Raw genomic sequence first — 12,888 nt, forward strand, 5'->3', positions numbered from 1 at the left:
TGCTCAACTGCCTGACCGCCAATGTGGCTGCCGTGGTTGACAAGAAGCTCGTGCTGTCCAAAGAAGTGAACGGCGACCTGGGTTACGCCTGGCTCAAGACCAACTACGCCGGCTCGGGCGCGATGAAACTGCGCGAGTGGCGCGCCAACGAGGTGCTGGTGCTGGAGCGCAATGACAACTTCTACGCCGACAAGTCGAAGCTGGCCCGCGTCATTTACCGTTTCAGCAAAGAATCGGCTACGCAACGGCTGATGCTGGAAAAGGGTGACGTGGATGTGGCGCGCAACCTGTCGCCGCAAGATCTGGCTGCGGTCGCTGCCAACAAAGACATCAAGACAACAGCCACCCCCAAAGGCACGGTGTACTACATCAGCCTGAATCAAAAGAACCCGGCGCTGGCCAAGCCCGAAGTGCGCGAAGCCTTCAAGTGGCTGGTGGACTACTCGGCCATTGGCGACACCATTATCAAGAACATTGGCGTGGTGCACCAAAACTTTTTGCCCGTGGGCTTGCTCGGTGCCAGCACCGTCAACCCCTACAAGCTCGATGTGGACAAAGCCAAGGCACTGCTGACCAAGGCCGGCTACCCGAATGGTTTCAAGGTCACCATCGATATGCGCACCATTCAGCCGGTGCAGGGTATTACCGAGGCCTTCCAGCAAACCGCCAAGCGTGCCGGCATTGATGTTGAGATCATCCCCGGTGACGGCAAGCAGGTGCTGACCAAGTACCGTGCCCGCACGCACGACATGTACATCGGCCAGTGGGGCGCTGACTATTGGGACCCGCACACCAATGCCGACACCTTCGTGCGTAACCCCGACAACGCCGATAACGCCAAAGCCAAGCCTTTGGCCTGGCGCAATGCCTGGGACATCCCGGAGCTTACCAAGCAGGCGGATGCCGCCGTGCTGGAGCGTGACCCGGCCAAGCGTAAAGCCATGTACGAAAAGATGCAGGCCGAGTTCCGCGCCACCAGCCCGTTTGTGATGCTGTATCAGCAGACCGAAGTGGCCGCTTACCGCACCAATGTGGATGGCCTGCGCATTGGCTCAACGTCTGACTCGACCTACGTTTACCGCGTCTCCAAACGCTGAAGTCTGAAGCGCTGGGCACCGCCTGCGGGTGGTGCCCTTTTGATTCATGAAAATCTCCCGCGCTCTGGCGCGATTTATTTTTGCCATTGTCCTGACCTACCTGGGTCTGCTGGCGGTCACCTTCTTTATCGGTCGGGTGATCCCGATCGACCCGGTGCTGGCGGTGGTGGGCGACCACGCCCCCGAGCATGTGATTGCCCGGACGCGCGAAGAAATGGGACTCAACAAACCGCTTTACGCCCAATTCGGCATTTACGTGACCAAGGTGTTGACGGGCGACTTTGGCACCTCGGTGCTCACCTCCAACCCGGTGCTGCAAGACATCCGCCGCGCATTCCCCGCCACCTTTGAACTGGCCACACTTGGCATCCTGATTGGCGCGGGTTTTGGGGTTCCGCTGGGCGTGTGGGCGGCGGTGCGCCGAGGTGGCGTGGCCGACCAGGTGGTGCGGGTGATGGGGCTGATCGGTTATTCGGTACCGATTTTCTGGTTGGGCCTGATGGCGCTGGTGCTTTTCTACGCCAAGCTCGACTGGGTGGCCGGCCCCGGCCGCATTGACGTCACGTATGAATATATGTTCACTGCCACGACCGGCATCCTGTTGCTTGATACCGCCATGCAAGGTCAGTGGGAGGCGTTTCGCAATGTGTTTTCGCACCTGATTCTTCCGGCCTCGCTGCTGGGCTATTTTTCGCTGGCCTACATCAGCCGCATGACGCGCTCGTTCATGCTCAATGAGCTGAGTCAGGAATATGTGGTGGCGGCACGTGCCAAAGGTCTGAGCGAGGCACGCATTATCTGGCGCCACGCACTGCGCAATGCGATGGTGCCTTTGGTGACGGTGATCACGCTGTCTTATGCCGGACTGCTCGAGGGTTCTGTGCTGACTGAAACCGTGTTTGCCTGGCCGGGTTTGGGCCTGTACATCACCAACTCACTGCAAAACGCTGACATGAACGCAGTGCTGGGTGGGACGATTGTGGTGGGGTCGGTGTTTATCGGGCTGAATTTGCTGTCTGACCTGCTTTACCGCACGCTGGACCCAAGGACGCGCGCGCGATGAGCTGTACGCCAGAAATGACGATTGCCCAGGCCGGTGGCCTGCATGCCTGGCTGATGTCGGAGCACCCGGCCTCGCGCCGGCAGGCAGCGCTGGGCCGGGCGTATGGTGCGTGGCGCACTTTTGCGCGCAACCGCTTGGCCATGGCTGGTTTGCTCATCGTTGTGTTGCTGGTCGGGGTGGCGGTATTTGCGGATGTGCTGGCGCCTTTTTCACCGTTCCAGGGTGATTTGCGCACCACCCGATTGCTGGCTCCCTCTGGTGTGCACTGGTTTGGCACGGATGATCAGGGACGTGACATCTTGTCGCGGCTGATCTACGGCTCGCGCATTACCTTGTTTGTCGTGGTGCTGGTGGCGGTGCTGGCGGCGCCCATTGGCCTGCTGGTTGGCACGGTCGCGGGCTACGCTGGGGGTTGGGTGGATGCCGCGCTGATGCGCATCACCGACATTTTCCTGGCCTTTCCACGGCTGATTCTGGCGCTGGCCTTTGTGGCGGCACTCGGCCCAGGCATTGAAAATGCGGTGATTGCCATCGCCATCACGTCCTGGCCTGCCTATGCGCGTCTGGCACGTGCCGAGACGCTGACGATACGCCAGACCGACTACATTGCCGCAGTCAAACTGATCGGTGCCTCTCCCTGGCGCATTGTGTTTCGGCATGTGATGCCGTTGTGTGTGTCCTCCGTCATTGTGCGCGTCACGCTTGACATGGCGGGCATCATTCTGACCGCTGCTGGCTTGGGTTTTCTGGGTCTGGGCGCGCAACCCCCCAGTCCGGAGTGGGGCGCCATGATTGCCAATGGTCGTCACTATGTACTGGACCAGTGGTGGGTGGCCGCCGCACCCGGTGCAGCGATCTTTTTGATCAGTCTGGCGTTTAACCTGCTGGGCGATGGCCTGCGCGATGCGCTCGACCCCAAGGGAGTGAAATGAACCAGACCGCGCCGTCGCAGGAGCCGATGCTGGTCGTGGATGACCTGCGTGTGTCTTTCCCAAGCCGTGATGGGGGTTGGGTGGAGGCGGTGCGCGGTGTCTCGTTCACCTTGGGGCGTGAGCGGCTTGGCATTGTGGGGGAGTCGGGCTCGGGCAAGTCGCAAACCGGCCGCGCCATCTTGGGCTTGACCGCCCCTGAAGGGCGGGTCAGTGCCAAGCGCCTGGCCTTTAACGGCGTGGACCTGCTCAACTGCTCGCCCAAACAGCGCCGCGAGCTTCGTGGCGGACGCATCGCCATGGTGCTGCAAGATCCCAAGTTTTCGCTCAACCCGGTGATGACCATTGGTCGCCAGATCATGGAAACCCTGCAGGCGCACAGCCGCGTGTCGACTGCCCAGGCACGGGCACAGGCGCTGGCCGCTCTGGCGTCGGTGCAGATCGATGACCCCGAGCGCGTCTTCAAACTTTATCCACATGAGGTTTCGGGTGGCATGGGTCAGCGCGCCATGATTGCGATGATGTTGATTGCCAAGCCTGACTTGTTGATCGCCGATGAACCGACCTCGGCGCTCGATGTCACCGTGCAATTGCAGGTGTTGCAGATTTTGGATGCTCTGGTGCAGCAGCGCGGCATGGGCCTGATTTTTGTCTCGCACGACCTGCGCCTGGTGTCTACCTTTTGCGACCGCATTCTGGTGATGTACGCTGGCAAAGTGGTCGAGGAATTACCTTCGGGCAACCTGGCACACGCGCGACACCCCTACACCCAGGGCCTGCTGAACTGCCTGCCCAAGCTGGGTGACGACCGCCACCCCTTACCCACGCTGAACCGGCAGCTGGAGTGGGCGCAATGAGTCAGATGCGCGCCGGCTTGAATGCGGTGGGGCTGCAGGTGAAAAACCTGCGCGTTCGTTTTGGTGAGTTTGTGGCGGTGGCGGACAGCTCTTTTGAGGTGTTGCCTGGTGAGAGTTTTGGCATCGTCGGTGAGTCGGGTTCGGGCAAGTCGACCGTGCTGCGGGCCATTTGCGGACTGACCCCCATGGCCGGTGCGGTCAAACTGCTGGGTGATCCCGGTGCAGTTTTGCCCGCGCCGGGAAGCAAGGCGTTTCGCCGTCTGGTGCAAATGGTATTTCAAGACCCCTATGGCTCACTGCATCCGCGCCACACGGTGGACCGCATTCTGGCCGAGCCGCTGGCGATCCACGGGCTGGACGACGAGCAGGGTCGTATCGAGCGCGCTCTGGACGAGGTGGGTTTGGGTAGCGGTTTCCGGTTTCGTTACCCGCATCAGCTCTCAGGCGGGCAGCGCCAGCGCATTGCGGTGGCGCGCGCGCTGATTCTGGAGCCGCAGATTCTGCTGCTCGACGAGCCCACCTCGGCACTGGATGCTTCGGTGCAGGCTGAAGTGCTGAATTTGCTCGAGGATTTGCGACGCCAGCGGGGTTTGACCTTCATCATGGTCAGCCATGACCTGGCGGTGGTGACACACCTGTGTGAGCGCTTGATGGTGATGCAGCGCGGCAAGACCGTTGAATTGCTGGACTCGTCGGATCTGGCGGCACACCGCGTCAGCGACCCCTACACACAGAAGCTGATGGAAGCCTCTGCGGGCTTTCAACGCGACCGTTGCTGAGTCGGTTGTGCCATGTGCCTGATCGCCTGGAACTGGCAGCCAGACAGCCCGTGCCCTTTGCTCCTGATCGCCAACCGGGACGAGTTTTATGCCCGTCCAACCGCTGCCTTGCACCTCTGGGCGGATGCACCGTTGGTGGCCGGTCGGGATTTGCAGGCAGGCGGAACCTGGCTTGGCGCGAGCCTGAGTGGGCGTGTGGCGGCGCTGACCAATCACCGCGATCCCGCCATGACGCGGTCCGATGCTCCGTCGCGGGGTGAGTTGGTCAGCGCTTTCTTGCAGGGCGAGATGGGCGCGCACGACTATCTGACGCAGCTCAGCGATCGGGCGCCCCGCTACAACCCTTTCAATTTGCTGGTGTTTGATGGGCGCGAATGCTTAGGCTTGCAAAGTCACCCGGCGCGGGTAATGCGTTTTATGCCCGGTGTGGGTGCGGTGTCCAACGCCCGTTTTCATACCCCATGGCCCAAGCTGGTGGCGATCCGGGACGGCCTTCGTGAGTTGCTGGAACGCGGGGGCGAACGTGATGCTGATTTGATGGCCCTGCTGCAAGACCGCCAGGTTGCCGCTGACGCTGATCTTCCGGTCACCGGCATTGCGCCCGCGCTGGAACGCGTGCTGTCGGCCCGCTTCATTGCCACACCCGACTACGGTACCCGTGCCTGCAGTGTGCTGCGTCTGGAAGGTGCGCAGATCAGCTTTCTGGAGCACAGTTTTGATGCACGGGGTGCGACCGGAGAGGCCCTTCAGCGTTGGTCAATTGCTACCAGAAGAGTATCTTGAAAATCAATTGGCCATTTGGCTGAAGGCGAAAAATTGTGAAAATTCCGGGTCAGACCAATTGCAGAAATTCCAGTACTTCACCGAGGTGCTGTTCGTAGTCACTCAAGGCGTGGTCACCGGCGTCCAGCAATTTGATCCTGGCAGCGCTGTAGTGCTGGTGCATTTCACGCCAGTCCAGCACCTCGTCGCCTTTGGCGATCACAGCGAAATAGCGCTCGGGGCGACTGATGTGATCGAGTTCCATGGCGTGAAGTTCGTCGATGTAATGGGGCTCCAGCACGAAGTGGGTATCGGGTTCGTGCCACAGGGTTTGTTTTCCGACATGTGGCGCGAGATCACGGGCCGGGCGAACCGCCGGGTTCAGAAGCACCGCCCTGCAGCCCAGTTGCTCGGCCAGCCAGGTCGCATAGAAACCACCCAACGAAGAACCCACAATGGCCGTCGTTCGGCGGGGCCAATGGGTGATGGCGTCCATCACGTCCACCATGGCTTGACCCGGTGACGCCGCCAGCATGGGGCAGTGCCAGATGGCTGAGGGATGGCGCTGGCGTACTGCCGCCGCCGTCATTCGCGCTTTGTTGGATGCCGGCGAAGACAGAAAACCGTGCAGGTAGAGAAGGTGGGTGGTGAGCATGGCAGTCCGATAAAAAATCACTTTAAATCTTTAAATACATTGAAAAACATTGAAAAATATTAAAATATGGTCATACCGCGCCACAAGTCTTGCGCTGTGGCCTGGAAAATGTTTCCTGCTTGCGCGATTCTGCCCCAGAGCGCGCGGGCCAACCGATTGGTGTATCGGGTGGCATGTTGAAATTTCTTGAAGCGAGTTCCTTTGAGTCAAATCCTGATCGTCGGTGACCATTCCGATGGGGCTCAATCAAGTCAAACCCGAATGGTGGACCCGCGTCTAGGCTTACCCAACGGCTGACCGCAAAAACCCCAAAGCCAATGGCAGACTGACCATGCCCGCCAATGTTGATAGGGTGACCAGTGCTGCCACATAGGCACCGTCATATCCCATGCGTGCTGCCAGCACATAACAGCTTGACGCGGTAGGCAGGGCAGAGAACATCAGCAAAATTGTGGATTGCACCGATGTGAGACCCAGCGACCGCGCGACCACAACCGCGATCAAAGGCATCAGCAAATGCTTGATTAACAACAGCGCGGCACCCATGGATTTGGCATGGTTCAGCGCGCCGAGTTGCATGCCCGCGCCCGCTGCCATCAATCCCAAGGCCAGTGAAGCACCACCAATGCGGCTGACTGTGGGTTCCAGCCAGGCTGGAATCGTGAGGCCCGCCAGATTGGCCAGCAGGCCGCTGGCGGTGGCGATGATCAGCGGATTGCGCAGCAACTCCCTCACAAAGCCACGTTGGCCATGCCGTGCCATCGGCCACACAGCCGCCACATTCATGAGCGGTACGATGACACCAATCAACAGCGCGATCACGGCCAACCCTGGTGCGCCGGCCAGTTTGTCGGCCAGCGCCAGGCCAATGAAGGAGTTAAACCTGAAAGCCACTTGTGCTGCACCGGCATGTTGGCGCGCGGCAAAGTGACGGCGCAAACCCGGTACATAGGGCAGCGCATAGGCCAGTGTGATCCCGCCCAGGGCCAACAGCCATCCCGCCCCGACCAGGTTGCCAGCCGTCCCGAGGTCCAGGGGGCTTTTGATGATGGACTGAAACAGCAAAACCGGGAAGAACAGAAAGTAGACCAGTTGCTCCACCTGCGCCCACACCGGGCGGTTCAGTGGCGTGAAGCGGCACACCAGGTAACCGATCAGGATCAATGAAAAATCGGGAAAGAGCAGTTGGAAAAAGTTCACCCGGCGAGAATAGCAGCCATGGCACACCCGACATTCAGCATGGCGTCCGAACCCGATTCCGTCATTGACAGCTTTGTGGATGCGTTGTGGCTGGAAGACGGACTCGCCAAAAACACCTTGGCCGCGTATCGACGCGATTTGTGTCTGTTTGCCGCCTGGCTGGCGTCCCAGGAATGCAGCTTGCTGCAGGCCACGCAGGATTACATCAACGGCTATTTCGCCACCCGGCACTTTGAAACCAAGGCCACCACCGCCAATCGCCGCCTCACCGTGTTGCGGCGCTTTTTTCACTGGGCCTTGCGCGAACGTCTGATTGGCACGGACCCGACACTCAAGATGCTGGCGGCCAAGCAGGCACAGCGAATGCCCAAGACCCTGACCGAAACCCAGGTGGAAATGCTCCTGGCAGCACCCGATGTCAGCATGGCACGCGGCGTGCGGGACCGCTGCATGCTTGAACTGATGTACGCCAGCGGCCTGCGGGTGAGCGAACTGGTGACACTGCGGGTATTCAATATCAGTCTGGGTGAACAGGTGCTGCGGGTGTTTGGCAAAGGCAACAAGGAGCGGCTGGTCCCTTTTGGCGAAGTGGCAGCGCTGTGGCTGACGCGTTACCTGGCGCAGCCTCGCGCCGAGTTGCTGGGCGGTCACCAGAGTGAGGATCTGTTTGTCACGCAAAAGGGCAGCACGCCGGGTACTGCCATGAGCCGGGTTGCATTCTGGATGCTGGTCAAAAAATACGCTTTCGCGGCAGGCATTGCGGTGCCGATGTCACCGCACACACTGCGCCATGCGTTTGCGACCCATCTGCTCAACCATGGTGCAGATTTGCGTGCCGTGCAACTGCTGCTGGGTCATGCCGATATCTCCACCACCACCATCTACACCCACGTGGCGCGTGAGCGCCTCAAGCAATTGCACACCCGCCATCACCCCAGGGCCTGACAGGGCAGGCTGTCTCAGCCACCCGCCGTGGTGAGTGTTTCGGCCCAGACCAGCGCCTGCAAATGGGCCCAGTTCACCTGGTCCCCGGTCAGTTGCAGAGCCATCGCGTTTTCGGCAAAGGGCTGATCCGAGGCGTTCTCACAGGCCAGCGTCAACTGCAAAAAAGGCGCCAGCTCGCCGCGCTGGTGCAACAGCGCATCGGTCACCGACTGGGGCAGCGAGATACCTGCCAAGGCCTGGTCAAGCGGCACCCCCAGCATGGTGTCCAGCAAGGAAAACACACCGACCACAAAAGCGTTGTCACATTCCTCGGGGGGCAACAGTTCTGCCGCCAGCAGTTCCATCAGCCGGCCCCGCACCACCGCCACGTGGCCTACCGCAGGCGAAACGCTGCTATCGCCTGAAGTGGTCATCAACAAAGCGGCCCAGCGAAACAGTTTTTTCAGTCCCAGCAGCATGACAGCGTGGCGAAACGAGGTGATTTCGCAGCGCAAACCGAAGCCGGCCGAGTTGATGAAACGCAACAGATTGAACGACAGCGTCGGGTCACGCTTGAAAACTTCCTCGATGTCGGTGGTGCTGGCTTGCTTGCGGACCAGGTTGATGAGTTGCACGATGGCCGCCTGGGCCGGGCGCAGGCTTTGTCCCTTGATCATCACGGGCCGGGCAAACCAGTATCCCTGGAACAAGCACATACCCGCCAGACTGGCATGTTCAAACTGCTCGGCACTTTCAACTTTTTCTGCAATCAGCTGCGCTCTGCTGGACTTGTCGAGTTGGCGCGTGAGGCCAAACAGCTGCGCTTGGGTGAAGCAGCTGATGTCGATCTTGATGAACGAGGCCAGTGCCAGCCACGACGCGTAGGCTGGTGCCAGCACCCGGTGGTCAAAGGCCAGACGGAAACCGCGTTTGTGGACCGCGGCCAGGGTTTGTTGAAAGGCGTCAATGTCTTCGGCGCTGTCCTGGTCAATGGTCAAAGCGGGTATTTCCAGCACCACACGCTCCGGGTCAATCAGCTCCAGGTGACCCCCGGCGAGCGTTTGGTGGGTGCAGTTGATGAAGAGGGGCTTGCGTGAACTCTGGATCTCACTGTCGGCAGCGCACAGCAGGTTGAATATCAGGGCAGCATCACTGGCGGCGCTGAAGCTGGACCCAACTGCTGAGCGATCAAACAGCTCATAACCGAAAACCGCACGTTTGGCGTCCAGGATCGGTTGCCGCGCAATGGCCAGCGTTTGGCCGGGTGGTGCGGCGTTTTGCGGCGCTGCGGTCGGTTGGTTCATGATGTCAGTCCGGTCCTGTCAGTCAATTTTCTGGAAGCGACACCGGGTGTAGCACATAAGGCGTCCAGTTCGTCGTCGGCAAAACCTGCCGCCCTGCGGGCGTCAAGGTTGAACGGGCCTTTCAGGACTGGTGCACCGTACTGTTGGGCCAGACGGGTGTAGGCAACGAGCGGGTCAAGCCCTCGCTGCTGGCAGACGAAGCGGTACCAGTGGTTGCCGGTGGCCACGTGGCCAATCTCGTCCCGCAGGATGATGTCAAGAATCTGCGCCCCGCGCAGATCGCCGACCGAGACCAGTTTCTTCCTGATGGCAGGTGTGGCGTCGAGTCCTCGCGCCTCCAGCGTGCGTGGTACCAGCGCCAGGCGTGCCAATACGTCATCACGGGTGCGCTCGGCCATGTCCCATAGGCCATCGTGCGCGGGGAAGTCGCCATACCGGTGACCCAGCGTCATCAGGTGATCGGCCAGCAACTGGTAATGCAGCGCCTCTTCCTGTGCCACACCCAACCAGTCGCGGTAAAAGGCCTCCGGCATGTGGGGGAAGCGCCAGACAATGTCCAGCGCCAGGTTGATGGCATTGGCTTCAATGTGCGTCAGTGCATGGATCAGGCTGGCATGACCTTGCGGCGTGCCCACCGCACGGTGGCTGAGCGCGCCGGGTTGCACCAGCAGCGGCCGCTGAGGGCGACCCGGCACCGCGAGGCTTGGGTGGATCGACTCATCACACCCAAGTGCTTGCGCGCCTGCATCTAACGCGCTGACGGCGCGGACTTTGTCGTCAAGCCGGTCGAGCTGCAACAGGGACAGCGCTTGCTGGCGCAGACTGTTGCCGGCCTGCATGGCCATGGGTTCAGGAGATATCTGCATCAGGGTGTTTGCAAGAGGTCGCCCGACGGTATCCGGACATCCCTACAATTCTAGGTAAACAACGACAAAGGACCGTGATGGCAATCTATGAGCTCGATGGTGTGGTACCGCAGCTGGCTGAGTCTGCCTGGGTGGCCGATAGCGCCGAAGTGATGGGCGAGGTGTCCCTGGGCGAGGAGGTGGGCATCTGGTTTGGTGTGGTGGTGCGCGGTGATACGGCCCCCATCTGTATTGGTGCGCGCACCAACATCCAGGATCTGTGCGTGTTACATGCTGATGTCGGCCAGCCGTTGACCATTGGTTCGGGTGTGACCGTCGGGCACCAAGCGATGTTGCATGGTTGCACCATCGGTGATGACAGCCTGATTGGCATCGGTGCGGTGGTGCTCAACGGTGCACGCATCGGCAAGGGTTGCCTGGTCGGTGCCGGGTCTTTGGTGACCGAGGGCAAGGAGTTTGCCGATGGCAGCATGATCATCGGCAGCCCCGCCAAAGCGATACGTCAGCTGACACCCGAGCAGTTGCAGGGCCTGCGCGAGAGTGCCAGCCACTACGTTGCCAATGCGCGCCTGTTCAAGGCGAGTTTGCACAAGATCGCCTGAAAGGCCAGTGTGTCTGAAATTCACAAGTTCCTGTTTGAGGGAGTGCCGGTGCGGGGTGTGCTGGTGCGCCTGACCGATGCCTGGACGGAGATTCTGCGTCGACGTGCGGGCAACACCACCCACGGTGCGTTTCCGCCCGCCGTGCAGCAATTGCTTGGCGAGATGACCGCTGCTGCGGTGCTGATGCAGTCCAACATCAAGTTTGACGGCGCCTTGGTGCTGCAGGTTTTGGGTGACGGGCCGGTCAAGCTGGCGGTGGTGGAAGTTCAGCCCGGGCTGGGTCTGCGCGCTACGGCGACCGTGAACGGTGAAGTCGCCGCGGACGCCCGCTTGAGTCAGATGGTCAACCTGGGCCGCCAGGGGCGCTGCGTCATCACGCTGGATCCGCAAAATCGCCAACCTGGCCAACAGCCTTACCAGGGCGTAGTGCCATTGGTGGACAGTGCCGATCAAACGCTTGAAAAGCTCAGTGATGTGCTGCAGCACTACATGCATCAGAGCGAGCAGCTCGACACGACCTTGGTGCTTGCTGCCGATGACAAGGTGGCCGCTGGCCTGCTGATTCAACGGTTGCCCACTCAGGGCAGTGGCAATCTGTCGAACATTTCAACCGGCACCGATGGGGTTGACCCGTCCGAGGACTATCGACGCATCGCGTTGCTGGCTTCCAGTTTGAAGCGGGACGAACTGCTGACACTTGACGCCACCACGGTGTTACACCGCTTGTTCTGGCAGGAGGATCTGCGGCGTTTCGATCCCGTGCAGGGTGCACCGGCACCCCATTTCGCCTGTAGTTGCAGCCGCGATCGGGTCAGCAAAATGCTGGTTGGGTTGGGTGCGCAAGAGGCGCACAGCATCTTGCAGGAAACCCAGGTGATCGAGGTGGGTTGTGACTTTTGTGGTGTGCAATACCGTTTTGACAGCGTCGACGTGGAGCAGCTGTTTCACCAACCCGAACAGCGCCCACCCTCGGGCGCGGCGATTCACTGAGCTCTCAGAACAACTGGTCGTCTCGGTTGAGAGCTTCATCCAGCCGTTTGCTCAGGGCGGACAACTTGCGGGATACCTCAACATCACTGTCCGTGGCGGCGCGTGCCTGGCCCGTTGGGGTACTGGTTTGCAGCGCGTGCTGGTCCGACAGGTCAAACGCCAGATTCAGGGCCGCCAAAACGGCAATGCGGTCACGCGCACGCACCTTGCCGCTGTCGCGGATCTTGCACATGGCCAAATCCACCCGTTGCACCGCTTCGAGCAAACGCGCATCACCACCGTCAGGACAACCCAGAAGGTAGCTTTGACCCATGATCTGAACTTCAAGCTGTTTCATGCGCTGGCCTGCGGGTGGGGGCTAGCGACCTTGTTGTCCGACATTTCTGGCAGCCGCTCAAGCAGCACATCCACGCGGGCGCGAGCCGCGCTCAGGCGCGATTTCAGTGAGTCGCGCTCCTGCGTCAGGCTGTCGATTTGCCGGTAAAGCAAAGCGTTGGTGCGCGTCAGCTCTTCGTAGCGCAACAGCAGGCGCTCCACGCGTTCGGTAAGCAGATCAAGTTGTGACGGGTCTGACATAGCGCAGATTGTAGGGTTTCGGCAAGTTGACACGACTAGAATCTTGACCGTTGGTGCTCGCGGTGTGGTTCACATGCCGCAGTTCAACGGGAAGCAGAAGGGCGATGCGGGCAACCGCGGGCCTAACCTGCGCTGCCCCCGCAACGGTAAGTGGACGAACCCTGAACGGTTCCGCTGTGATCGAGGCCACTGGGTGTTTGCCAACACTTGGGAAGGCGATGACGGTTGATTCCACCAGCCCGGATACCGGCCAACACGGTGGTTGTGCACACCCTGCGCAACCG

15 protein-coding genes and 1 riboswitch are annotated in these 12,888 nt (G+C 60.6%); of the genes, 9 read left to right on the top strand and 6 right to left on the bottom strand.

From position 1 onward, the window contains the following. The 6 genes from KBF66_RS07180 to KBF66_RS07205 form a co-directional block, all read left to right on the top strand. The coding region (locus tag KBF66_RS07180) for an ABC transporter substrate-binding protein (protein WP_296654544.1) at positions 1-1,097 on the top strand (1,097 nt) is incomplete at its 5' end. Between the two features lie 46 nt (positions 1,098-1,143). Next, the gene (locus KBF66_RS07185) at positions 1,144-2,160 is read left to right on the top strand and encodes an ABC transporter permease (protein ID WP_296654546.1); all 1,017 of its coding nucleotides are present in this window, start codon (positions 1,144-1,146) and stop codon (positions 2,158-2,160) included. Beyond that, entirely contained in the window at positions 2,157-3,092 is a 936-nt protein-coding gene (nikC, locus tag KBF66_RS07190) for a nickel transporter permease (protein WP_296654548.1), read from the top strand. Before KBF66_RS07185 ends, nikC begins: the two co-directional genes overlap by 4 nt. Beyond that, entirely contained in the window at positions 3,089-3,946 is an 858-nt protein-coding gene (locus tag KBF66_RS07195; RefSeq protein WP_296654550.1) for an ABC transporter ATP-binding protein, read from the top strand. The genes nikC and KBF66_RS07195 overlap by 4 nt, the downstream gene beginning before the upstream one ends. A 5-nt stretch (positions 3,947-3,951) precedes the next feature. Beyond that, on the top strand, positions 3,952-4,725 hold the full coding sequence (locus tag KBF66_RS07200; protein WP_296654639.1) for an ABC transporter ATP-binding protein: 774 nt from the start codon (positions 3,952-3,954) through the stop codon (positions 4,723-4,725). 12 nt (positions 4,726-4,737) lie between these two features. Next, the gene (locus KBF66_RS07205) at positions 4,738-5,508 is read left to right on the top strand and encodes an NRDE family protein (RefSeq protein WP_296654553.1); all 771 of its coding nucleotides are present in this window, start codon (positions 4,738-4,740) and stop codon (positions 5,506-5,508) included. A 49-nt stretch (positions 5,509-5,557) separates the two neighbouring features. Here the strand turns inward: KBF66_RS07205 and KBF66_RS07210 are convergent, their stop codons facing one another. After that, positions 5,558-6,142: a YqiA/YcfP family alpha/beta fold hydrolase gene (locus tag KBF66_RS07210; protein ID WP_296654556.1), complete on the bottom strand. Its 585-nt coding sequence runs from the start codon at positions 6,140-6,142 to the stop codon at positions 5,558-5,560. A gap of 282 nt (positions 6,143-6,424) precedes the next feature. Further along, positions 6,425-7,342 (bottom strand): AEC family transporter, encoded by a 918-nt coding sequence (locus KBF66_RS07215; protein ID WP_296654558.1) that lies wholly within the window; start codon positions 7,340-7,342, stop codon positions 6,425-6,427. A gap of 18 nt (positions 7,343-7,360) precedes the next feature. Between KBF66_RS07215 and xerD the strand changes: the two genes are divergently transcribed. Continuing rightward, on the top strand, positions 7,361-8,287 hold the full coding sequence (gene xerD / locus KBF66_RS07220; protein ID WP_296654561.1) for a site-specific tyrosine recombinase XerD: 927 nt from the start codon (positions 7,361-7,363) through the stop codon (positions 8,285-8,287). 14 nt (positions 8,288-8,301) lie between these two features. On the opposite strand, the gene KBF66_RS07225 is transcribed toward xerD, so the two are convergent. Together KBF66_RS07225 and KBF66_RS07230 are read right to left on the bottom strand one after the other, a co-directional pair. Next, the gene (locus KBF66_RS07225; RefSeq protein WP_296654563.1) at positions 8,302-9,570 is read right to left on the bottom strand and encodes an HDOD domain-containing protein; all 1,269 of its coding nucleotides are present in this window, start codon (positions 9,568-9,570) and stop codon (positions 8,302-8,304) included. Beyond that, on the bottom strand, positions 9,567-10,436 hold the full coding sequence (locus KBF66_RS07230) for a ferritin-like domain-containing protein (protein WP_296654565.1): 870 nt from the start codon (positions 10,434-10,436) through the stop codon (positions 9,567-9,569). The genes KBF66_RS07225 and KBF66_RS07230 overlap by 4 nt, the downstream gene beginning before the upstream one ends. Before the next feature lie 77 nt (positions 10,437-10,513). On the opposite strand from KBF66_RS07230, the gene KBF66_RS07235 reads away from it, so the two are divergent. Together KBF66_RS07235 and KBF66_RS07240 are read left to right on the top strand one after the other, a co-directional pair. Further along, positions 10,514-11,038 carry a gamma carbonic anhydrase family protein gene (locus KBF66_RS07235; protein ID WP_296654567.1) on the top strand — a complete coding sequence of 175 codons (525 nt, stop codon included), beginning with the start codon at positions 10,514-10,516 and terminating at the stop codon, positions 11,036-11,038. A 9-nt stretch (positions 11,039-11,047) separates the two neighbouring features. Further along, positions 11,048-12,028, top strand: a complete 981-nt coding sequence (locus KBF66_RS07240; protein ID WP_296654570.1) for an Hsp33 family molecular chaperone HslO — start codon at positions 11,048-11,050, stop codon at positions 12,026-12,028. Positions 12,029-12,032: 4 nt separating this feature from the next. On the opposite strand, the gene KBF66_RS07245 is transcribed toward KBF66_RS07240, so the two are convergent. Beyond that, entirely contained in the window at positions 12,033-12,365 is a 333-nt protein-coding gene (locus KBF66_RS07245) for a cell division protein ZapA (protein ID WP_296654573.1), read from the bottom strand. Continuing rightward, entirely contained in the window at positions 12,362-12,604 is a 243-nt protein-coding gene (locus tag KBF66_RS07250) for a DUF904 domain-containing protein (RefSeq protein WP_296654575.1), read from the bottom strand. Before KBF66_RS07250 ends, KBF66_RS07245 begins: the two co-directional genes overlap by 4 nt. Positions 12,605-12,638: 34 nt before the next feature. Further along, a riboswitch (cobalamin riboswitch) is annotated at positions 12,639-12,874 on the top strand. The last annotated feature ends 14 nt before the right edge of the window (positions 12,875-12,888 follow it).

Source organism: Rhodoferax sp., from assembly GCF_018063565.1.
Classification (GTDB): domain Bacteria; phylum Pseudomonadota; class Gammaproteobacteria; order Burkholderiales; family Burkholderiaceae_C; genus Rhodoferax.